Below are 20789 nucleotides of genomic sequence, written 5' to 3'. Positions count from 1 at the left end.
TCCCCCGCCGCGGTCGGTGGGGACGGAAGGGTTTGCAGGGTCGTTGGGGGTTGCGGGGTGTGTCGTCGGGGGCCGGGGCGATCATGGGTCAAGGTGATCGTTACTGGGTCGCTCCGTCCTGGGCGCGGTAGATGGCCTCGGTGACGGTGTCGCGCAGCTCGATGAAGTTGGCTTGCGAGCGCAGTTCCGGCACTGCCACGCCGTCGGAGGTCAGCTGCACGGGGAGGTCCATCATCAGCCTGCCCGGGCGGGCAGTCATGACGAGCACCCGCGTCCCCAAGAAGATCGCCTCCTCGACATCGTGAGTGATGAAGACGACCGTCGTGCGCCGCTCGCGCCAGATCTGGGTCAGCTCCATCTGCATCCTCTCCCGGGTGAGGGCATCCAGTGCGCCGAATGGCTCGTCCATCAGGATGACGTCAGGGGCGTTCGCGAGCACGCGGGCGATCTGCGCGCGCTGCTGCATGCCGCCCGACAGCTCGTAGGGCTTGCGGTCGGCAAACTTCGTCAGCCCCACCATTTCCAGGTACTGGTCGGCCACCGCGCGGCGTTCGGCCTTGGCGACCCCGCGCATGCGCGGGCCGAGCTCCACGTTCGCGCGGGTGGTGAGCCACGGGTACAGGTTGGCCTGCTGGAACACAACACCGCGATCGCGATCGGGCCCCACGACCGGCGCGCCATCCGCCAGCACCCGGCCGGTGGTGGGTTGGTGGAAGCCGGCGAGCATCTGCATGAGCGTGCTCTTGCCACAGCCCGACGGGCCGACGATGCAGACGAACTCACCCTCGTCGATTGACAGCGTGGTGGACGCCAGGGCCTGCACGCTGTCACCGGAGTCGGTGCGGTAGGTCTTGGTCACCTCCTCGAACTCGATTTTGTGCAGCGTCCCCGGTGCACCGGACGCCGGCGTGGGTGCCGGGCTGATGGTCGTCATGAGGCCACCTTCGTGATCGCGGTGGTGTAGACGCCAGATGTGTAGGCGTTGAGCGAACTGACGGCGTCCACCCCCTGTTGGGTCTTGAGGAACTGGGCGGTCGCCAACAGCTGGCTGGGCAGCTTCTTGACGAGCGACACCTGCTGTTTCGCGGTCGGATACATGTAGCCCTTGAGCTGTGTGGTCACCGAATCCGTCGTGCTGCCGAGCTCCACGGCGATGGACTGCGCCGCGGTGTCGGGATGCGCAACGAGTTGGCCCACGGCGTAATCCTCCACGCTGGTCCACGTCTCCATGAACGAGGCGTGCGACTGGATGAACGAGGTGGTGGCGCCCTCCAGGTCGAAGGTCGGGTGCCCGGAGGCCGCGGTGGCGTCACTGCCGGTGATGATGTGGCCGGTCTTGGTGAGCTGGCTGAGCACGGGGTCCCAGACCCAGGCGGCGTCGATCTGGTTGCCCTGCCATGCCGCCATCATCTTGTCCGGTGCGAGGTTGACCAGTTTGACGTCGGTGCTGCTCAGGCCTGCGGCGCTGAGCGCTTGCAGCAGGCTGTAGTGCGATGTCGACCCGAACGGCGTCGCGATCGTTTTGCCCTTGAGCTGCTGGATCGACGTGACGCCGGATTCGCGCACCACCAGTGACTCGGCCTTGCCGATGATGTCGTCGATCCACACCACCTGCATGTCGATGTTGAGCGGGGCCGAGAGGGCCTTGGTGGCGGGGCTCGATCCGAGGGTGGCCAGGTCGACGGAGCCTGAGCCGAACGCCTGCACGACGTCGGCACCGGAATCGAACTTCAGCCACGAGATGGTGGCGTGCGGGAAGCAGTTTTCCAGCCAGCGTTGGTTCTTCACCAGCAGGTTCGCATTCGGCACAGCTTGGTAGCCGATGCGCACAGTGCCGGTGACGTCGTCATTGGTCGTCACGGGGCAGGTGGTGGTGCCCAGGGAGGCGTTCGCGTTGGTCTCGGCCTCCTGGGCGGTGGTGCATCCGGTGAGCACACCGGTCCCCAGCAGTGCCACGGCCGCGGCTGCGGCCAGGGCACGCAGGCTCCTGCTCCGGGCGGGTGATGCGGAGGGTGAGGGCACGGTGCGACTCCTTGGACTGGTGACATGGGCGGGGCGGGCGGTGGGCTTGTGCGGTCTGGTCATGCGCGTCCCTGCCATGGCACCAGCAGCGAGGTGATGCGCTTGATCAGCGCGTCGAGCAGGATCGCCGCGATGCCGATCACGATGATGCAGGCAATGGTCAACGGTGTCTGCAGTTGGGTGCCGGACAGGTAGGCGAGGCCACCGATTCCCGGGATGCCGTTGTTGAGTTCCGCCGCCACGACCGTGGTCCAGGCGAACCCGGTGGCGAGCCGGACGCCGCTCATGATCGAGGGCAGGCTGGCGGGCAGAATCACGAACCGCAACACCTGCATCCTGCTGGCGCCCAGGCTTTGGGCCGCGTGGACGCGATCACTGCGGATGCCCTTGACACCGTCGATGGTCGCCAGGGCAATCGGTGGGAATGCAGCCAGGAACAGCAGCCAGATCTTGGAGGTGTCACCGATTCCGAACCAGACGATGAGCAGGCCGATGTAGCCGAGCGGCGGCAGGGACCGCAGAAAGTTCAGGTAGGGCTCCATCAGCCGATCGAGCACCGGGATGAGGGCCATCGCGAAACCCAGCAGCACTCCCACCGCGATACCGGCGAGGACGCCGATGCCGATGCGTTGCAGGCTGGCCAGCAGGTGCTCCCACAGGAAGTAACCCTGCTCGCCGCAGACGACGCGCGGGTTGCCGGCCGCGATCGGACGGCAGGAGTTCGCCTCGATGAAGGCGCGTACCACCGACTGGGGGCTGGGGAGGAACAGGGGCTGGATCGTCTTGCTGGCGGTGAGGGCCCACCAGACGAACAGGACAACCAGGAAAGCGGCAAAGTCCGTGCCCCAGAGTCTCAGGCGGGTGCGTCCCGGCCAGGGAGGCCGCCGACGGGTGGGCTCGTCCGGACCGGACGAGGGGCCCGGCCCGGACTGGACCAGTTCGGACGCGGTGGCGGCTCGCGTCGAGGCGGTGGGGCGGGTGACTGGGTTGTCGGTCATGGCGTAATGGGCTCAGGCGTCGGCGTCCACAAGCACTGCACTGTCGGTACTTCCCGTGCTGTGTTCGTGGGCGTTCTCGAGCGCATCCGGTTCGTGCTGCACCGGCTCTGCTAGCGAGCGGTAGGCGGCCTGACTGTCGGCCCACTGCGTGTCACCGCCGGTGGGCGGCAGGGTCACGGCGCGCAGGATGGAGCCGGCCGGCGGGCGCTGCACGAAGGTGACGTCGGTGAGCTCCTGACCGGAGAAGAACAGCACCTTGTGCCGCAGCAGGGCCTCGTGGACAACGGCGACGTCGCTGTCAGTCAACTGGCGCAGGTCGACGGCGCGCACCCTGGCCCCAATGGAGGGGCCGAGCGGTTCGATGCGCGGGCCAAGGTTGGTTGTGCCGGTGGTGGGCTTGTCAGTGGTGATGGTCATGGGAATTCCTCTCGCGGAAGAACCGAGGGTGGTTTTAGGGGCGGACGCGGTGTGGCTGGTTCAGCCGCTGATGGTCTCGTCGGAGGCGCGTCCGGCCAGGCGAAGCAGGGTGCCCATGGTGATGCCGACGAGGGAGATGACCACGCTGCCGGCCACCACCAGCGGGGTGCAGATCCGTCCGGCGACGTTGATCACGTGGACCCAAGGCCGTGCTGAAGGACCATGCATGTGTGCGGACTGCAGCTGGCACGCGGCTGGCTGCTGCGGACTAACGGGACGAACGTCAGGATCAGCGACAGAGCGCCGAGGAGACCCGCAGGAGGTCGACGTGACGACGAGCGGTGAGGTACCTACCGACCAGCCGGGACATCCCCGGTCGGTGCTGCATGCCCACCATGGCGCGCGTCAGCACATCGTGGTGCCGTGCGGTGTGTAGCATCGCGAAATCCTTCATCGCCGTTTCCTAGTTAGTACATCGGTTTTATAGGATTTATCCCGAGGGCGCAACCGACGGTCCCCAACTGTCCGGAATGCAGGACGCACTTCAACCTCGGGGAGTCCGGTCCTAGGCGACACCCATCCCGGTCCGTGAGCGCGGTGCTGGCAGAATGGTCCATCGTGAACGTGTCCACCCGCGTCGAATACGCCGTACGGGCGCTCCTGTACCTCGCCGCCCAGCCTGGCTCCTCGTCAGTGGCCGCCATCGCTGAATCGCAGAACATCCCGCGCAAGTTCCTCGAGGCGATCCTGGCCGACCTCAGGCGTGACGGGTTGGTCACCAGCCAGCGCGGACCGGCAGGCGGTTACCAGCTGGCACAGGACCCTTCAGAAGTGTCGATCGGCGAGATCTTCCGTGCGGTCGACGGCCCGCTGGCCCGGGTCCACGGGCTACGGCCGCACGAGACGTCCTACGAGGATCTGGCCAGCCACCTTCCCAAACTATGGGTCGCCTTGCGAGTCGCACTACGGCAAGTGCTCGACGACGTGAGCCTCCAAGACGTCCTGAGCGGGCGGTACCCCGAGCACATCCGACAACTGCTCACCGCGCCAGACGCTTGGCAAAACCGCTGACCCCTGTCAAACCCGACCACCCCCACGTCACATCTCGAAATGTTGATTGCCGCCAAGGAGCTTGGGAGTATCATCGGGCTTCCTCACGAGGGTGTCATCCGAACTCGCTCGACGCAGGCAACCCCAGCGTCAGAGATGAACCCGGGGATCACGCGGTGACCGTGCTGACGTCCACAGCCGCCACCACGGTCTCCTGGGCAACGGGCGCCGCGCCGACCACCCGCACCGGGCCTGGGCACGAACAGGGCGCACGAACAGGGCGTCGAGCTCGTCAGGGGTGAGGATCAGGGCGATCGGCGCAACGCCATCTTAGAGCTGGATCGTCCAAAGCGATCCAGCGAGACCGGCTCGTCGATAACCGCCCCCTTAAGTAGCCGAGAGTCGTGCCTCGGCATCACCGTGACTGGCCGGGTTGATGACGGTTCCTAGCTTCATCTTGGCGCGGCGGGAGCACGGTGCCGTGAGTCCTTTAGATGGTCATGGTCGTGATCCGTGGCATGAGTGGAGCGAGCAGGCCGTGGCAACTTGCCGGTCCAGCGGCACTGTCTGCGCGGGGCTGGTAGCGGCGATCTGGTCGTGGTGGATCCACTGTTCCGCTGTCGCAGCGAGGGAGTAGAAGAAGCCGGTGACGGCGGCCACCAGCAGGAAGGGGCCGATGAACAAGCCGGCGTAGAAGTGGAGTCGCCGGGCCATGCCGGCCCACGGCGATGCCGGCGTGGCGGGGCTCGATAGCCATCGTGAGGGTGTTGATGGGTCGTTCGGGTTCATGTCGGCGCGCGAGGGCGCCATGGAAGTACTCATGGGTTGTGGTGTCTCCTGCAGCCCAAAGGGGCCGGATTGAGAAGGCGCGAGCGAAGTGGGCGTGTCAGATGGTCTGTGTAAGCCGTAACGAGAGGAACGGCGAGAATCATGACTATGACCGATGAGGAACAGCGAGACGGTGGTCCTTCGGGCCAGGAGTTGGTCGAGCAGTTGAAGGCCTCCGGGCAGCTCGATGCCCTGTTCGCCCAGATCGACGCGGGCAAGGTCGAGCTGACCGGCGATGATGGATTCGTGCCGGCCATCGTCCAGGCAGCCCTCGAGCGGGGCCTGCAGGCGGAGCTGACCAGCCATCTGGGCTATGAGAAAGGCTCCGAGGACGCGGCGAAGCACGCCAACTCCCGTAACGGCACGACGTCGAAAAAGGTTCAGTCCCAGGTCGGGCCGATCGAGCTGGATGTGCCCCGCGACCGGGGAGGCTCGTTCACTCCGCGGCTGGTTCCCAAGGGTCAGCGGCGCCTGGGCGGGCTGGACGAGATGATCATCAGCCTCTATGCCGGCGGGATGACGATCCGCGATATCCAGCACCACCTGGCCTCCACGATCGGCACGGAGCTCTCCCACGAGACGATCAGCAACATCACCGACGCGGTCTCGCAGGAGGTCCTGGCCTGGCAATCGCGGCCGCTGGAAGAGTTCTATCCGGTCATCTACCTCGACGCGATCCGGATCAAGATCCGAGAGAACAACCAGGTCCTCAACCGTGCCGCCTACATCGCCGTCGGCGTCGACCTCGACGGGATTAAGCACGTGCTGGGGATCTGGGTCCAGGACACCGAGGGCTCGGCGTTCTGGGCCCACGTCTGCGCGGACCTCGCCAACCGGGGTGTGCGGGACGTGCTGATCGTGTGCTGCGACGGGCTCAAGGGCCTCCCGGAGGCGATCGAGGCGGCGTGGCCGGAGTCGATGGTCCAGACTTGCGTGGTCCACCTGATCCGGGCCGCGATGCGGTTCGTGGCTTATCAGGACCGCAGACAGGTCGCCACCGCGCTCAAGCCGATCTACACCGCCCCGAGCGAGGAGACCGCCCGCAAGGCGCTGGCCGAGTTCGAGGCCTCCGAGCTGGGACAGAAGTATCCCTCCGCGAGTGCGACTTGGGCGAATTCGTGGGAGCGGTTCATCCCGTTCCTGCAGTTCCCGCCCATGCTGCGCAAGGTCATCTACACGACTAACAGCATCGAATCGCTGAACTTCCAGCTACGGAAGGTCACCAAGAACCGCGGACACTTCCCCACCACGGAAGCGGCAGTGAAGCTGCTGTGGCTGGCGATCTGCAACATCGAAGACAAACGCGCCGCAGAACGCGAGAAGGACCGCGGCAAGCCCACCAGCCAGCGAAAGGCCCAGGGCCGACTAGTCGAAGGCCAAGTCGTCACCAATTGGAAACAGGCCCTCGCGCAGCTCGCAGCGGCCTATCCCGACAGGATCAACCCCTACCTGTGAACACCCCGCTTACACAGACAAATTGACAGGCCCAGCGAAGTCGCGTAGGGCATGCCGCGGAAAGTGCCGCCTCACACCGCTACCGGGGGCCCCTCAATAGGTTCGGAGCGTTGAGCGCCCACGGGCGCTCCACAAGAATCAACCGGGCCACATGGACGACCCGAAACGACGCGGCGGGCACCGCAAGGACGGGATCTCGATGCCGCGCAACCATCGCTTCAGTAGGCGCGAAAACGCCTCGCCCACCATCACCAGCAGCCAGCTCACCACCACGGCAGTCGCGTGGTAGAGCAGCATCGCGCCGCCCATCGAGTGGCCCATACCGCTACCCGTGGAGGCCGCCGATGACAACTGGCTCGTCCCATGCGATGACATGCCCGGCATCGCAGGCATGACGCTGGTCTCGCGCAAGGTGGGTCCATTTCCGGCCGTCATCCCGGGGCCAAGTGGGGTTGAGATAGCCACACTGCGGGGCGCAGGGGCGAACTGTAGGCTGGCACGCATGAGTTCAGACGCTTCCGTGACCCTCGACCTCACCATGGATCCCGCGGATCTGACCGCCGCGCTCGTGGACGTGGAGTCCGTGTCCGATCACGAGCGCCCCCTGGCCGACGCCGTCGAAACAGCCCTGCGCGCTCTGCCCCATCTCAGTGTCCACCGGGACGGGGACACCGTGATCGCCCGCACGGACCGCGGCCGAGACGAACGCGTGATCCTCGCCGGCCACCTGGACACCGTGCCCCTGCCCACCGTGGAGGGATCGCTGGGCGGGGTCCCGGCCACGCGGCGTCGGGAAGCGGAGGGTGACGTGATCTACGGCCGCGGCACCACCGACATGAAGGGTGGCGTGGCCGTCCAACTGGTGCTCGCGCACGAACTCACCGAGCCCAACCGGGACGTCACCTACGTGTTCTACGACCACGAGGAGGTCTCGAGCGACGCGAGCGGGCTGGGCCGCGTCATGCGCAACAGCCCCGAGCTGCTCGAGGCGGATTTCGCGGTGCTGCTCGAACCCACGAACGGGACGGTCGAGGGCGGGTGCAACGGCACCATGCGTTTCCGGATCACGACCCACGGCAAGGCCGCCCACTCCGGGCGGTCGTGGATCGGGGAGAACGCGATCCACAAGCAGGCGGACGTCCTCGCCCGGCTCAGCGCGTACGAGGCGCGCACCGTGACCGTGGAGGGTCTCGACTACCGCGAGGGACTCAACGCGATCCGCATTGGCGGGGGAGTCGCGGGCAACGTGATCCCGGACACCGCGTGGGTCGAGATCAACTACCGCTTCGCCCCGGACAAGTCCCTCGAGCAGGCGCAGGAGCACATGCGGGAGGTCTTCACCGGCTACGAGCTCGAGTGGCAGGACCTCTCACCCGCGGCCCGTCCGGGACTGGACCGGCCCTCCGCCGCGCAGTTCGTGGCCGCCGTAGGCCGGGATCCCATGCCCAAGTACGGCTGGACGGACGTCGCCCGTTTCTCGGAGGCAGGGGTGCCCGCCGTGAACTTCGGCCCCGGGGACGCGTTGCTCGCGCACACGGACGACGAGCACGTGTTCGACGACGCCGTCCGGGCCTGCCACCGCGCGCTCGCGTCCTGGTTGTCCTGAGTCCTGAACAGCCCGAGGGACGGGCGGCTCAGCCGATCTCGTTGCCCTCGGCGGCCTCGTGCAGAGCGCGCGTCTTGCCCGCCGTGCGGTAGCTGAGCCTGCGGGACAGTCGCCCGGCGGCGAGCGACAGCAGCGTGTTGATCACGATGAACACCACCGCGGCGGCCAGCAGGGTCTGCAGGATGTTGCCGTCACCGGAGCCGAGCCGGCGCGCGGAGGCGAGCAGCTCGGGGTAGGTGATGATGTAGCCGAGTGCGGTGTCCTTGAGGATCACCACGAACTGGGAGATCAGCGAGGGCAGCATGGCGGTGAGCGCCTGGGGGAGCAGGATGCTGCGCAGGCACTGTGACGGCGTGAGCCCCACCGCGAGCCCCGCCTCGCGTTGCCCTCGGGGCAGTTGGTACACGCCCGAGCGCACGAGCTCCGCGATCACGGAGCCGTTGTAGAGCACGAGCCCGATCACCACGGCCCAGAACGGCGTGCTGGACGGGGACACCAACCCGGTGCGCGCGAGCCCCAGGTAGAAGAAGATCATCATGACCAGCACGGGCACCGCGCGGAAGAACTCCACGACCACGGCGGCCACGGCCCGTACGGGCCACGCCCCGGAGAGCCGGGCAAGGCCGAAGACCAGACCGAACACGACCGAGCCCACCACCGCGAGCAGCGCGGCCTTGAGGGTCTGGATCAGACCGGGGATCAGGAAGTTGGCCCACGTGCGCTCGGTGAGCAGGGCCTGCCACTTGGCGGGCTCGAGCTGTCCTTGCGCCCCGAGCTTCTGCAGCACCACGACCGCCAGGCCGATCAGTACGAGCAGGGCCACCACGTTGAGCACGAGGGTGAGCCGCCGCGTGCGGGGGCCGGGGGCGTCGAACAGGACCGTGGTGCTCATCGCTTCACCGCCACCTTCCGGGACAACCACGTGGTCAGCAGACCCACGGGGATCACGATCACCACGAAGCCCAGCGCCACCGTCAGGAAGATGGCCACGATGACGTCCGGGCGGAATTCGATCATGGTCTTCATGAGGGCGGAGATCTCCGTGACGGAGGCCGCCGCGGCCACCGTGGTGTTCTTGGTCAGGGCGATCAACGTGTTGCCCAACGGGGTCACGGCACCGCGCAGCGCCTGGGGGAAGATCACGTGGCGCGCCGCGGGGAAGAACCCCAGGCCGATCGCCCGGGCGGCCTCGGCCTGTCCCAGGGGGACCGTGTTGACGCCCGAGCGGATCGCCTCGCACACGAAGGACGCGTGGTAGAGGCTCAGGCCGATGATCGCGTAGATGAAGAAGTTGCGATTGAAGTCGGAACTGAAGTTGATGGCCAGCTGGGACCACACCCCCAGCACCAGGAACACCAGGATGATGGTCAACGGGGTGTTGCGCACCATGTTCACGTACCCGGCACCCATGGCACGCAGCGAAGCGACCGGGCTGATCCGCATCAGGGCCAGGACCGAACCCAGCACCAGGGACCCCAGGGCGGCCCAGAAGGTCAGTTGGATGTTGACCCAGAACGCCGCGAGGACGTCGTACTGGGACAGGAGTGACGTGAAGTCACCGAGGTAGTCGGACACTATTTCCTCCCGGGGGTCCCGGCGTGCGCGAACCGCGCACGCCGGGAACGGACCGAACGCTGGATCAGGAGCAGGGCTCGGGCTTGGGCGGGTTGAGCTTGGTGTTGTACTTGTAGTCCGCGCCCTGGGTGTTGGAGGTCACGGCCTTCTCCCACGAGCCGTCGTCCACCATCTTGGTGATGGCGTCGTTGATCGCCTGGCACTTGTCGGAATCCTTGGGGATGCCCACGCCGTACTTCTCCTCGGTGAACGGCGCGCCGACCACCTTGAACTTGCCCTTGTTGGCGTCCGTGGCGGCAAGACCCGCGAGGATGATGTCGTCGGTCGTGACGGCGTCCACGCCACCGGAGCCCAGCATGGTCACGCAGTCCGCGTAGCCACCCTGTTCCACGAGGTTGACCGAACCCGCGTACTTGTCCTTGATCTTCTGGGCGGACGTGGAACCAGTGACCGAGCACAGGTTCTTGCCCTCGAGGTCCTCCGGGCCCTTGATGTCCGTGTTGTCGGCCTTGACGAGCAGGTCCTGACCGGCCACGAAGTACGGTCCCGCGAAGTCCACGGTCTGCTTGCGGGCGTCGGTGATGGAGTAGGTGGCCACGATCATGTCCACCTGCCCGTTGGACAGCATGTTCTCGCGGTTCGCGGACGGGGACTCGACCCACTCGATCTTGTCCTCCGGGTAGCCCAGTTCCTTGGCGATGTAGCGGGCCACGTCCACGTCGAACCCGCTGTACGTGTCGCCGTCCTTGAAGCCCAGGCCGGGCTGGTCGTACTTGATGCCCACGCGCAGGGTGTCCCCGCCCGCCTGGGAGGAACCTCCCGAGCCGCCCGAGTCCCCGCCCCCGCCGCACGCGGACAGGGACAGGGCGGCGGTGGCGGCCAGGGCGGTGACGACGACGCTCTTACGGAATTTCACGATGTACTCCTCGGGATCCAGGGATGAACGGGTGGTGCTGCGGTGAAGAAGAGAAGTGGGAGTCCTGCGGTGCTGGCCTCAGTGGCCCAGGACCTTGCCCAGGAAGTCCTTGGCGCGCTCGCTGCGGGGGTTTGTGAAGAACTCCTCGGGGGTGTTCTGCTCCACGATGGCCCCGTCCGCCATGAACACCACGCGGTCCGCGGCGCGCCGGGCGAAGCCCATCTCGTGGGTGACCACGACCATGGTCATCCCCGCCTTCGCGAGGGACACCATGGTGTCCAGGACCTCGTTGATCATCTCCGGGTCCAGCGCGGACGTGGGTTCGTCGAACAGCATGACCTTGGGGTCCATGGCCAGGGCGCGGGCGATCGCCACGCGTTGCTGCTGACCGCCGGAGAGCTGGGCGGGCAGCTTCTCCGCCTGATTGCCCACGCCCACGCGGTCGAGCAGTTCCCGGGCACGCTGCTCGGCGGCCCCGCGGTCCTTGCGCCGGACCTTGACCGGGCCCAGTGTCACGTTCTGCAGTACGGACTTGTGGGCGAAGAGGTTGAAGGACTGGAACACCATGCCCACGTCCGCGCGCAATCGCGCGAGCCCCCGGCCCTCCGAGGGGAGGGGTTTGCCGTCCACCGTGATCTCGCCGCTGTCGATGGTCTCCAGGCGGTTGATCGTGCGGCACAGCGTGGACTTGCCCGAGCCCGAGGGCCCGATGATCATGACCACTTCGCCGCGGGCGACCTCCAGGTCGATGTCCTTGAGCACGTGCAGGTCCCCGAAGTGCTTGTTGACGCCCTTCATCCGGACCAGGGGTTCGTCGCCGCGATCGGCGCCGTGCGCGCGGTCCGCGGGAGCGACGTCGTCCGCGGCGGGTCGCGCGGTCGATACGGGGGCCGACGACGCCGCCGAACGGTCCCCGGGCGGCGGGGTGGAGGAGGCTGCTGCGTGAGACATGGGAACAAACTAATGCACCGTTCACGAAAAAGTAATGCGCAACACAACACGGATCTCGTGGCGTGGCGTCCCCCCGGTCGGGAGGCTGTGCGCCGGGGAATTCTGCGGCGTCGTGCAGCACGAGAACGTAGCCTGGTGGGCATGCACACCCCTGAGACACCGCACGAACGTTCCCTACCCCCCGAGCGTCACAAGGGGCCGGTGGTGCTGCGCCGCAAACAGCTGCATCGGCGCACGTCCGACCAGCGTTTCCTGGACCAGCGCCCCGCCGAACCGGACGACTTCACCCGCACCGACCCGTGGCGCGTCCTGCGGATCCAGGCGGAGTTCGTTGAAGGCTTCGACGCACTCGCGAACCTGGGCCCCGCCGTCTCGGTCTTCGGGTCGGCGCGCACCGCGCCGGGGCACCCGGAGTACGAGCTCGCGCGCGAGCTGGGACGGGAAATCGGCAAGGCCGGCTACGCCGTGGTCACGGGCGGCGGCCCCGGTGTGATGGAGGCCGCGAACAGGGGAGCGGTGGACGTGGGCGCGCACTCGGTAGGGATCGGCATCGAGCTGCCCCACGAACAGCGCCTCAATGACTGGGTGGACCTGGGCATCAACTTCCGCTACTTCTTCGCCCGTAAGACCATGTTCGTGAAGTACAGCCAGGGCTTCGTGGCGCTGCCGGGCGGCTTCGGTACGCTCGACGAACTCTTCGAGGCACTGACCCTCGTGCAGACGGGCAAGATCACGCGTTTCCCGGTGATCCTGGTGGGCACGGACTACTGGGGCCCGTTGCTGGACTGGATCACCACCACGCTGGTGGCCGACGGCAAGGTCTCCACCGCGGACCTCGAACTGTTCCGGGTCACGGACAGCGTGGCCGAGGTCGTGGAGATCCTCACCGCGGTCCACGCCGACGACGACGGCATCCCGGTCTCCGGCCCCGCCCCGGGTGCCTCTCCCGCCCCGGGCAAGGCAGCGGTCGACGCCGCGGCGCCCGGTTCCGGGGGCGACGACGCCGCTCCCGCGGATGGCGCGCGCGGTTCCGTGCGCGGCGACACCGACCCTGGCACCGCAATACCCCGTTCCAGGGGCGACGACGCTCGCGCCCCCGGTTCCGGCGCGTGAGTTCCACGGCGGTGGCGGACCCCGCGCGCAGCGCGCACGACTCCCGTGCGGGGAGGATGCGTCGACTGTGGGCGGCGGCTCCGTGGTGGCTCGCCGTGCTCGTGGTCTACGGGGTGTCGCGGGTCTGGGGCTGGGCGGTGTTCACGGTCGTGGGTGCCCAACAGGGTCCCGGGCCGTGGGGCAACGGCGCCCTGGGTTACCTGGATTTCGTGAACACGTGGGACGCCGACTGGTACCACACCATCTTCCGGGAGGGGTATCCGTTCCAGGTGCCCCGGGACTCGCTGGGCACGGTGTCCGAGAACGCGTGGGCGTTCTACCCCGTGTTCCCGCTGCTCGTGCGCGGCATCGACGCACTGACCGGGACCGGGTGGGCCGTCACGGCCGCCACGGTGTCCCTCGTGGCCGGTTTCGGTGCGGCCCTGGTGTTCTACCGACTGGTGTGCCAAGCACCCGTGATGGCCGGGCCCCGCACTCCCGGGGGCGTCTCACGCCCGGCACTGTGGGCCGTGGCGGTGTTCGCGTTCAACCCCGTGGCACCCGTGCTGCAGACCCCGTACGCCGAGGCGCTGAGCATGCTGTTCTTGCTGAGCGCCATGTTGTGCGTCGTGCGGGACCGGCCCGTGTGGGTCACCGTGTTCGTGGTGGCGCAGGCACTGACCCGACCCACCGGCGTGGCCCTGGCCGCGGCGCTGGGGGTGTGGTGGTTGTGGCGCAGCGTGGGGGACGTGCTCGCGCGACGTCGGGCGTGGTACCGGTGCCTGGACCGCTGGCTCGTGGTGGCGCTGATCGCGTGCGCTGCCGCCCTCGCGTGGCCGGCCATCGCGTGGGTCGTCACGCGGGAGCCCATGGCCTACACCGAGACGGAGGCCGCCTGGCGCGGGAGCCAGCACGTGATCCCCGTGTTGCCGTGGTTCCGCGAGGCCACCGATCTGCTGGGCCCGATCGCCGGACTCGTCGCTCCCGTGGTGCTCGTGGCGGCGGTCGTGATGCTGTTGCGTTCGGACACGGTCAAGCGGGCCCTGCCGTTCTTTGTCCGTGTGTGGATCGCGGCCTACGGGTGCTATCTGCTGCTCGTGCTCAACCCGCAGAGCTCCACGTTCCGGTTGCTGTTGCCGTGGGCGCCGCTCGCCGCCGCCCTGGTGCACGTGAGCGACTCGCGGGCCTATCGGGTGCTGCTCGTGATCTTCGGGGCAGTGCTGCAGATCGTGTGGGTCGGGTGGCTGTGGCACTGGAAGCAACTACCCGGCGGTGGCGACTACCCGCCGTGACCCCGCGCGGCGGCCCTTGCCGCAGGCGCTGTCCACACACGCGCTGCGCGCTATGGCACAGATGGTTCCGAGCGCTCCCGCGTCGTGTGCCGGGTCACGGTACTGGCTGAGCGTTCGATAAGATAGCGAGCGTAAGTACTCACGAAGAGGAGCTCATAAATGGCGGCCATGAAGCCGAGGACGGGTGACGGACCCATGGAGGTCACCAAAGAAGGACGCAGTCTGATCATGCGGGTCCCCCTGGAAGGCGGAGGGCGTCTGGTGGTGGAACTCAAGTCGGACGAGGCCGCGGAATTGCGCGAGTGCTTGGCTTCGGTGACGCAGTAGCACCGACACCCCCCACGCCCGTGTCGCGAGGGCCCCTCACATCGAGTGAGGGGCCCTCGCGGCGTTCGGGGCTCAGAACGCCCAGTGGCTCCCGAGGGTGAGCCCCGCGGCCACGGCGAGCAGGCTCCACAGGACGGTTCCGAGCACCGACACCACCGCGGCCCCGGCACGTTGTTCTCGCGCGAGCCGTACGGCGTCCACCATGGCCGTGGAGAACGTCGTGTAGCCACCGCACAGCCCGGTGCCCAGGGCGAGCGTCCACACGGGTCCCAGAACCGCGCTCAGTCCGGTGACCACACCGAGCACGAACGACCCCGTCACGTTGATCAGCAGTGTGGCCGCGGGGAAGGTGGGAGCCCACCGGGCGGTGATCCCGCGGTCCAGGAGGAAACGCAGGACCGCTCCCACGGCGCCGCCCAGGGCCACGGCGGGTACCGCGATCACCGCGCCGCTCCCGCGGTGGGCGTGCCGCGGCGTCGTCCCCGGAGCCAGGCGCCCACCGCGAGACCCGCGGCCGCGGCGGCCAGCCCCGCGACGAGCATCAGCACCGCGTCACCGAACGCGGCCGCGCTCGCCCCGGAGCGCACGCGCTCCCACAGCTCCAGTGCGAAGGTCGAGTAGGTGGTGAACCCGCCGAGAAGCCCGGTGCCGAGCAGCATGCGCGCGGTGTGGGCACCACGGCGCTCCCGGCCGGGGCGGGTGAGCGCTTCGAGCAGCAGCCCGAGCAGGAAGGCGCCGGAGGCATTGACCGCGAACGTGGCCCACGACCACCCGGATCCTGCCGGAAGCACGAGGGACACCCACCAGCGGGCCAGACTCCCCGCGGCGCCGCCGAGGGCCACGAGTCCGGCGTCCTTGAACAGGGAGCCGCTCACAGCCGGACGGCCAGCAGTACACCCGTTCCCGTGGGCACGACGGCCGTGGACAACCGCGGTTCGTCCCGCAGGGTGCGCACGACGTCGCGCATGATCACGGTCTCCTCCTGGCGCTGCGCGGGCTGGGGGACTAGGTCCTGGTGCAGGGCGTCGTTGACCACGAGCATCCCGCCGTGACGCAGCAACCGGGCACCCTCGATGACGTACTCGGCGGTGTTGACCACGTCCGCGTCGATGAACACCATGTCGTACGCGTTCTCGGTGAGCCGCGGCAGCACCAGGGAGGCCGCACCGGAGATCGTGCGGGTGCGTTTGGTTTCGAAACCGGCCTCGCGGAACGTGTCCCGCGCGGCGCGCAGGGCCCGGATGTCGGTGTCGATGGTCGTGAGGACGGACTCGGACGGCATCCCGCGCAGCAGCGCGAGCCCCGAGACGCCCGCACCGGTGCCCACTTCCACCACGGTCGCGGGGCGGGACGACGACGCCAGGACGGTCAGCAGCGCCGCGGTGGCCGGGGTCACGGGGTCCAAGCGCAGGGCCAGGGAGCGCTCGCGCGCACGGAAAGCGGTTTCGTCCTCCGTGGCGTAGGCCTCGCAATAGGCCCAGCTCGTGGTTTTATCCGTGCTCATGGACGCGGCGTGCCCTTCACTGCTGTGTGTGCCCGGATCCCCGCGGACCCAGCGCTTCGACGTGGCGGGCCCGGCGTCATGTCCGGGCTCACGGTGCTTCAGCTTATCGCGGTCTGAGGGCACCGCCGGGAACGCCCGGTCGGTGTCCAGATCGCTGTCAGAATCCTGCCGCACAATTGGGGCGTCGAACGCGGCCGCCGCAGGGCGGTCGCAGCAGGGGACGAACAGGGAGGGGGACGGGGTGTCCACACGGGTCGCGGGTCGCAGCAGGGTGCGCCGGCCCTGGCGTCGGCCGAGTCGGCGGGCCGTGGGTCTCATGACCGCCTTCGCGGCCTGCGTGTGCGTCGCCCTGCTGACCACCGCCGTGTGGAGCGTGGGCAAGCAGGTGCAGCAGCGCCAGAGCGCGGACGCTCGGTCGGAGGCCACGTGGTCACCCGGTCCCCGGGGAATGGTAGACACCACCTCGGAGGCCGACATCCAGAGCCTGCGCGCCCGGGGGTGGGCCGTTCCGGGTCTGGCCGCGAAGGGGTACTCGGTCGCGGACATCCAACAGTCGCAGGTGGGGGGCCAGCCCGTCGTGGCGGTGGCCCTGCACAACGATCACGGCTCGGTGACCATCGTGGAGCAGCGCGGTGACATCAATCCCGACAACCCCATGGACGGCATCACCGGGCTCCCCGTGGGCGCCGAGGGCATGCACCGGTCGGTGCTCGACGGCGCGCGGTTGTGGGTGGACCGCTCCCAACCGTGGCGCGCGGTGATGGTGCGCCCGGACGCCGTGTACACCCTCACATCGGACACCGCACCGGCCACCCTGGCCCAGACCGTGAGCGCAGTCGTGGCGGAGGACCGGGGACGGGTCAGCCTGCCCTCGCAGAAGGACGAGAGTTTCGGGGCCACGGTCGCGGACGGACTCAAGGAAATTTTCGGTTAAGGACCGCCCCCACCGGGGCGTTCCACGACGTTGATAGGCTCAGCGGGTGTTCGGGATTTCAGGCGGGGAAGCCATCATCATTCTCATCGTGGCCCTGGTGATCATCGGGCCCGAGCGGTTGCCCGAGTACGCCGAGAAGTTCAAGGACATGGTCAAGTCCATCCGGCGCTACGCCACGGGTGCCACGGACGATCTCAAGGCGACTCTCGGCCCGGAATTCTCGGACCTCGACTGGCGCAAGCTCGACCCCCGGCAGTACGACCCGCGCGTGATCGTGCGTGAAGCGCTGCTCGAGGACGACGAGGAACAGAACCGCCACCAGTACGAGGCCTCCACCGTGGCCGCACCCACGGTGCGACGGCTCGCACGAGGCGAACGCGCCCCGTTCGACACCGAGGCCACGTGAGCCGTCGAGCGCGGCGTGAGCAACCGGCCGCCGCGCTATCGGCCGCGCGCCGCGTGAGCTGACAACCGTCCCGTCATCAGACCGACGCCGCGCGGAGGTCGACGCCGCGTGAACAGACGGGTAGGTGCCGGGCGAGCGGGAACCGGGCCGTGCGGCGGCGGCGTCCCGAGGGAGATCGCTCAACCGCGCGGCGTGATGCCCAGATTCTTACCGGCCAGCCCGCGGCCCTGCTGATCCAGGGCGCGCGCGACGGCCCACAGCTGCTCGGCGGCGGGGGAGTTCGGCCGATCCCATACCGCGGGCACGCCGCGGTCCGAGGCCTCCCGCACGGTGACGTCCAGGGGGACGCTGCCGAGCAGGGGGACGGGGTAGCCCAGGCGCTCGGACAGCGAGCTCGCGATCGTCTCGCCACCGCCCGCTCCGAAGACTTCCATGCGCGTGCCGTCCGGCATGACCATCGCAGACATGTTCTCGACGACGCCCGTGACCTTCTGCTCGGTCTGCTCGGCGAGCGTCCCCGAACGCTGGGCCACGCTCACGGCGGCGTGCTGGGGCGTGGAGACCACGACCACGCCCGAGCGGGGCAGCAGCTGACCCACCGAGATCGCGATGTCCCCCGTGCCCGGGGGCAGGTCCAGGAGCAGGTGGTCCAGGTCCCCGAAGTGCACGTCCGTGAGGAACTGCTCCACCGCGCGGTGCAGCATGGGGCCGCGCCACGCCACGGGCTGGGCGGGATCCACGAACATCCCGATCGAGATCACCTTGAGCACCCCGCGCGAGCGGTGACCGGCCCCAGCCGCGCTGTCCTCGGGCCGGCGGTCCGCACCCTCCGGGACCTCCACGACGGGCGGCAGGATCATGTCCCCCACGCGCGTGGGTGGTTGCGCGATCCCCAGAAGACCGGGTACTGAGAAGCCGTGGATGTCCGCGTCCACGATGCCCACGGTGCGTCCCATCGCGGCCAGCGCGGCGGCGATGTTCACCGTCACGCTGGACTTTCCCACCCCGCCCTTGCCGCTCGTGATCGCGTGCACGCGGGTGAGTGAATGCGGGTCCGCGAACGGGTTGGTGCGGTGGTGCCCGAGCTTCTCCTGCAGTTCCTGGCGCTGCGCCGGGGTCATCACACCCACGTCCACGGCGACGTCGCGGACGTCTGGGAGCTCGTTCAGGGCGGCACGGAGATCCGCTTCGATCGTGGTGCGCATGGGGCACCCGGAGACCGTGAGCAGCACGGTCACGCGTGCCGTCCCGCCTTCGAGGACGGCCTCGGGGATCATCCCGAGCTCGGTCACCGGGCGGCGCAGCTCGGGGTCGATCACGCCGTCCAGGGCTGCGCGCAGTCGGGGGTCGATGGTGCTCCCGTTCACTGATGCGGTCCTTCCTGCTCGGGGTCCTCGAGCTCGATCTTCTTCGCACGCGGGGCCCTGGTGGAGCCGTCGGACTTCTTGCCCTCGGACTTCTTGGTCTTGGACTTGGTGGCCTGGGACTGCGCGGCGGCCTGACCGGCGGCGCGGCGGTCCTGGTCCTCGAGGATCTCCTCGAGCAGCCCGCGCAACTCGGAGCGGACGTAGTCGCGGGTCGCGACCTCGCGCAACGCGATGCGCAGGGACGCGATCTCCCGGGTGAGGTACTCGGTGTCCGCGAGGTTCTGTTGCCCGCGTTTACGGTCCTCCTCGGCGACCACGCGGTCACGGTCGTCCTGCCGGTTCTGCGCGAGCAGCAACAAGGGAGCGGCGTAGGAGGCCTGCAACGAGAGCATCAGTGTCAGCAGCGTGAAGTTCAACGCGCGCGGATCGAACTGCATGCTCTCGGGCGCCAGGGTGTTCCACGCCAACCACACCGTGACGAACACGGTCATCCACAGCAAGAACTGGGGCGTGCCCATCCAGCGGGCGAAGGACTCCGTGAGCCGCCCGAAGGCGTCCGGGTTGGGGCGGAAGCGGGTCAGGTACCCCGGGCGTTTCTCGCGCGGTTGGTCCAGGGGGGCGGGCGAATACTGCGAGGACGCGCTGCGCCGGGGATTACTCATACCGCTTACCCACCTTCCGGACCGGGGTTCCGTCGTCGTACGTGCGCCAGTCCTCGGGCAGCAGGGCGTCCAGGACGTCGTCGATCGTGACCGCACCCACGAGCCGGTCCTGGTCGTTGACGACCGGCAGGATCGTGAGGTCGTACGTGGCCAGTTCGCGAGCGACGTCGGCTAAGGACGCCTGGTCCGAGACGGGCTCGATGGACCGATCGATTAGGTTACCAATCGCCTCGGGCGGCGGGTAACGCAGCAGTCGCTGCGTGTGCACGAGACCCAGGTACTTACCCGTGGGGGTCTCGAGCGGCGGGCGGCACACGAGCACCGCGGATGCCGCGGCCGGGATGACCTCCTCCTGGCGGATGTGCGCGAGCGCTTCCGCCACGGTGGCCTCCGGGGGCAGCACGATGGGGACGGGCGTCATGAGCGAACCGGCCGTGCCCTCCTCGTACTCGCGCAGGCGCCGGACGTCCTCCGCGTCCTCGGGTTCCATCATGGTGATGAACCGCTCGGCCTCCGCTTCCGGCAGTTCGTTGAGCAGGTCGGTCGCGTCGTCGGGGTCCATCTCGGCGAGCAGCGTGACGGCGCGCTCGTTGTCCAGGTGGGTCAGAATGAAGACCTGGTCGTCCTCCGGCAGCTCCTCGAGCACGTCCGCGAGCCGCTCGTCCTGCAGTTCCGCCGCGATCTCGAGCTTGCGCTTGTCCGGCATGTCCCGCAGCTCGTCCGCGATGTCCGCGGCCTGGTCCTCCTCGTGCTGCGCGATCCACTGCGTGGCCGGTTGCGGCCCCGCGTTGGACGGGTCGTCCGCGTCCTCCCAGTCCACCACGAGCGTCTGATTACGACGCCGGATCAAGCCTCCCGTGGCCTGCGACCTGCGCACGAACAACTGCGAAATGACCCAGTCACCCCGGTTGTTGCTCTTCTCCATGGCCACGTCCTCGATCGTGGCGGTCCCGGAACCGTCCAACAGCACCACGGTGCGGTCGAAGAGCTCACCCACGGCCAGCGTCTCGGCACCGCGCTGCTCGAAGCGGCGCAGGTTCACGAGCCCGGTGGAGATGATCTGCTCCGCGTCGATGCTCGTAACACGCGTCATGGGCACGAACACACGCTTCTTCCCGAGCACCTCCACCACGAGACCCACGACGAGCGGGCGGGTGCGCACCGACGGTTTGCTACCCGGGCGCAACAGCACCACGACGTCGCGCAATCGCCCCAGGCGGTCGCCCAACGGGTCGAAGACGTCCAGGCCGATGAGTCTCGCGACGAAGATCTTGGAAAGGTTTGTGCTCACCCGCCCAGCCTAGTGAACCGTGCTGTGTGAAGCGCCCTGAGTTTGTTGGAGGCTCCTGACCTTGGAAACGAGGATGGAGTTATGCCGAAGGAACTG

General features: G+C 68.3%; 26 protein-coding genes. 8 read left to right on the top strand and 18 right to left on the bottom strand.

Annotation, left to right across the window (positions count from 1 at the left end; translation table 11 throughout):
• Positions 1 to 100: 100 nt before the first annotated feature.
• From IE157_RS00120 to IE157_RS13035, 6 genes are all read right to left on the bottom strand, one after another.
• Entirely contained in the window at positions 101 to 934 is an 834-nt protein-coding gene (locus tag IE157_RS00120; protein ID WP_193518792.1) for an ABC transporter ATP-binding protein, read from the bottom strand.
• On the bottom strand, positions 931 to 2022 hold the full coding sequence (locus IE157_RS00115; protein ID WP_318281219.1) for a taurine ABC transporter substrate-binding protein: 1092 nt from the start codon (positions 2020 to 2022) through the stop codon (positions 931 to 933). The genes IE157_RS00120 and IE157_RS00115 overlap by 4 nt, the downstream gene beginning before the upstream one ends.
• A 59-nt stretch (positions 2023 to 2081) precedes the next feature.
• Positions 2082 to 3020: an ABC transporter permease gene (locus IE157_RS00110; RefSeq protein ID WP_193518791.1), complete on the bottom strand. Its 939-nt coding sequence runs from the start codon at positions 3018 to 3020 to the stop codon at positions 2082 to 2084.
• 12 nt (positions 3021 to 3032) lie between these two features.
• Positions 3033 to 3437 carry a TauD/TfdA dioxygenase family protein gene (locus tag IE157_RS00105; RefSeq protein ID WP_193518790.1) on the bottom strand — a complete coding sequence of 135 codons (405 nt, stop codon included), beginning with the start codon at positions 3435 to 3437 and terminating at the stop codon, positions 3033 to 3035.
• A gap of 60 nt (positions 3438 to 3497) precedes the next feature.
• Positions 3498 to 3632: a hypothetical protein gene (locus tag IE157_RS12740; protein ID WP_318281218.1), complete on the bottom strand. Its 135-nt coding sequence runs from the start codon at positions 3630 to 3632 to the stop codon at positions 3498 to 3500.
• Positions 3633 to 3726: 94 nt separating this feature from the next.
• Positions 3727 to 3807 (bottom strand): putative leader peptide, encoded by an 81-nt coding sequence (locus IE157_RS13035; RefSeq protein WP_404820586.1) that lies wholly within the window; start codon positions 3805 to 3807, stop codon positions 3727 to 3729.
• 218 nt (positions 3808 to 4025) lie between these two features.
• Here IE157_RS13035 and IE157_RS00100 point away from each other — a divergent pair, with 218 nt between their 5' ends.
• Positions 4026 to 4508: an RrF2 family transcriptional regulator gene (locus IE157_RS00100; RefSeq protein WP_318281217.1), complete on the top strand. Its 483-nt coding sequence runs from the start codon at positions 4026 to 4028 to the stop codon at positions 4506 to 4508.
• Positions 4509 to 4985: 477 nt separating this feature from the next.
• Here the strand turns inward: IE157_RS00100 and IE157_RS00095 are convergent, their stop codons facing one another.
• Positions 4986 to 5309 (bottom strand): PepSY-associated TM helix domain-containing protein, encoded by a 324-nt coding sequence (locus IE157_RS00095; protein WP_318281216.1) that lies wholly within the window; start codon positions 5307 to 5309, stop codon positions 4986 to 4988.
• Between the two features lie 108 nt (positions 5310 to 5417).
• Between IE157_RS00095 and IE157_RS00090 the strand changes: the two genes are divergently transcribed.
• Positions 5418 to 6770, top strand: a complete 1353-nt coding sequence (locus IE157_RS00090; RefSeq protein ID WP_404820539.1) for an IS256 family transposase — start codon at positions 5418 to 5420, stop codon at positions 6768 to 6770.
• Positions 6771 to 6908: 138 nt separating this feature from the next.
• Here IE157_RS00090 and IE157_RS00085 read toward each other — a convergent pair whose 3' ends face one another.
• Positions 6909 to 7145 (bottom strand): hypothetical protein, encoded by a 237-nt coding sequence (locus IE157_RS00085; protein WP_193518788.1) that lies wholly within the window; start codon positions 7143 to 7145, stop codon positions 6909 to 6911.
• A 127-nt stretch (positions 7146 to 7272) separates the two neighbouring features.
• Here IE157_RS00085 and dapE point away from each other — a divergent pair, with 127 nt between their 5' ends.
• Complete coding sequence (dapE, locus tag IE157_RS00080; protein WP_193518787.1) at positions 7273 to 8376, top strand: succinyl-diaminopimelate desuccinylase; 1104 nt, start codon at positions 7273 to 7275, stop codon at positions 8374 to 8376.
• Between the two features lie 28 nt (positions 8377 to 8404).
• Here dapE and IE157_RS00075 read toward each other — a convergent pair whose 3' ends face one another.
• The 4 genes from IE157_RS00075 to IE157_RS00060 all read right to left on the bottom strand — a co-directional run bounded on the left by IE157_RS00075 (position 8405) and on the right by IE157_RS00060 (position 11674).
• The gene (locus tag IE157_RS00075) at positions 8405 to 9268 is read right to left on the bottom strand and encodes an amino acid ABC transporter permease (RefSeq protein WP_193518786.1); all 864 of its coding nucleotides are present in this window, start codon (positions 9266 to 9268) and stop codon (positions 8405 to 8407) included.
• Positions 9265 to 9951: an amino acid ABC transporter permease gene (locus IE157_RS00070; RefSeq protein ID WP_193518785.1), complete on the bottom strand. Its 687-nt coding sequence runs from the start codon at positions 9949 to 9951 to the stop codon at positions 9265 to 9267. The genes IE157_RS00075 and IE157_RS00070 overlap by 4 nt, the downstream gene beginning before the upstream one ends.
• Before the next feature lie 64 nt (positions 9952 to 10015).
• Positions 10016 to 10867, bottom strand: coding sequence for a glutamate ABC transporter substrate-binding protein (locus IE157_RS00065; RefSeq protein ID WP_162228722.1), 852 nt, complete (start codon positions 10865 to 10867; stop codon positions 10016 to 10018).
• 78 nt (positions 10868 to 10945) lie between these two features.
• Entirely contained in the window at positions 10946 to 11674 is a 729-nt protein-coding gene (locus IE157_RS00060; RefSeq protein WP_183085818.1) for an amino acid ABC transporter ATP-binding protein, read from the bottom strand.
• 285 nt (positions 11675 to 11959) lie between these two features.
• Between IE157_RS00060 and IE157_RS00055 the strand changes: the two genes are divergently transcribed.
• The 3 genes from IE157_RS00055 to IE157_RS00045 all read left to right on the top strand — a co-directional run bounded on the left by IE157_RS00055 (position 11960) and on the right by IE157_RS00045 (position 14529).
• Positions 11960 to 12931: an LOG family protein gene (locus tag IE157_RS00055; RefSeq protein WP_082943264.1), complete on the top strand. Its 972-nt coding sequence runs from the start codon at positions 11960 to 11962 to the stop codon at positions 12929 to 12931.
• On the top strand, positions 12928 to 14202 hold the full coding sequence (locus tag IE157_RS00050) for a glycosyltransferase family protein (RefSeq protein ID WP_240505703.1): 1275 nt from the start codon (positions 12928 to 12930) through the stop codon (positions 14200 to 14202). The genes IE157_RS00055 and IE157_RS00050 overlap by 4 nt, the downstream gene beginning before the upstream one ends.
• Before the next feature lie 159 nt (positions 14203 to 14361).
• Positions 14362 to 14529, top strand: coding sequence for a DUF3117 domain-containing protein (locus IE157_RS00045; protein WP_064846068.1), 168 nt, complete (start codon positions 14362 to 14364; stop codon positions 14527 to 14529).
• Positions 14530 to 14601: 72 nt separating this feature from the next.
• Here the strand turns inward: IE157_RS00045 and crcB are convergent, their stop codons facing one another.
• The 3 genes from crcB to IE157_RS00030 are packed head-to-tail and all read right to left on the bottom strand — an operon-like array spanning position 14602 to position 16033.
• The gene (gene crcB, locus IE157_RS00040) at positions 14602 to 14973 is read right to left on the bottom strand and encodes a fluoride efflux transporter CrcB (RefSeq protein ID WP_085107172.1); all 372 of its coding nucleotides are present in this window, start codon (positions 14971 to 14973) and stop codon (positions 14602 to 14604) included.
• The gene (locus tag IE157_RS00035; RefSeq protein WP_085107174.1) at positions 14970 to 15404 is read right to left on the bottom strand and encodes a CrcB family protein; all 435 of its coding nucleotides are present in this window, start codon (positions 15402 to 15404) and stop codon (positions 14970 to 14972) included. Before IE157_RS00035 ends, crcB begins: the two co-directional genes overlap by 4 nt.
• Entirely contained in the window at positions 15401 to 16033 is a 633-nt protein-coding gene (locus tag IE157_RS00030; RefSeq protein ID WP_064846071.1) for an O-methyltransferase, read from the bottom strand. The genes IE157_RS00035 and IE157_RS00030 overlap by 4 nt, the downstream gene beginning before the upstream one ends.
• Positions 16034 to 16349: 316 nt before the next feature.
• Here IE157_RS00030 and IE157_RS00025 point away from each other — a divergent pair, with 316 nt between their 5' ends.
• Complete coding sequence (locus IE157_RS00025) at positions 16350 to 16967, top strand: hypothetical protein (RefSeq protein ID WP_085107208.1); 618 nt, start codon at positions 16350 to 16352, stop codon at positions 16965 to 16967.
• Positions 16968 to 17013: 46 nt separating this feature from the next.
• Positions 17014 to 17373, top strand: a complete 360-nt coding sequence (locus IE157_RS00020; protein WP_085107176.1) for a sec-independent translocase — start codon at positions 17014 to 17016, stop codon at positions 17371 to 17373.
• Between the two features lie 179 nt (positions 17374 to 17552).
• Here IE157_RS00020 and IE157_RS00015 read toward each other — a convergent pair whose 3' ends face one another.
• The 3 genes from IE157_RS00015 to IE157_RS00005 are packed head-to-tail and all read right to left on the bottom strand — an operon-like array spanning position 17553 to position 20693.
• Positions 17553 to 18740 carry a P-loop NTPase gene (locus IE157_RS00015; protein ID WP_085107178.1) on the bottom strand — a complete coding sequence of 396 codons (1188 nt, stop codon included), beginning with the start codon at positions 18738 to 18740 and terminating at the stop codon, positions 17553 to 17555.
• Positions 18737 to 19402 carry a DUF1003 domain-containing protein gene (locus tag IE157_RS00010; RefSeq protein WP_085107180.1) on the bottom strand — a complete coding sequence of 222 codons (666 nt, stop codon included), beginning with the start codon at positions 19400 to 19402 and terminating at the stop codon, positions 18737 to 18739. The genes IE157_RS00015 and IE157_RS00010 overlap by 4 nt, the downstream gene beginning before the upstream one ends.
• Positions 19395 to 20693, bottom strand: a complete 1299-nt coding sequence (locus tag IE157_RS00005) for a magnesium transporter MgtE N-terminal domain-containing protein (protein ID WP_064846075.1) — start codon at positions 20691 to 20693, stop codon at positions 19395 to 19397. The genes IE157_RS00010 and IE157_RS00005 overlap by 8 nt, the downstream gene beginning before the upstream one ends.
• Positions 20694 to 20789 lie beyond the last annotated feature (96 nt).

Origin of the sequence: Kocuria marina, from assembly GCA_014652975.1 — a bacterium.
GTDB classification, from domain to species: Bacteria; Actinomycetota; Actinomycetes; order Actinomycetales; family Micrococcaceae; genus Kocuria; species Kocuria marina.
Note: the sequence above shows the minus strand (reverse complement) of the source record. Positions and strands in the feature narration are given on the sequence as shown.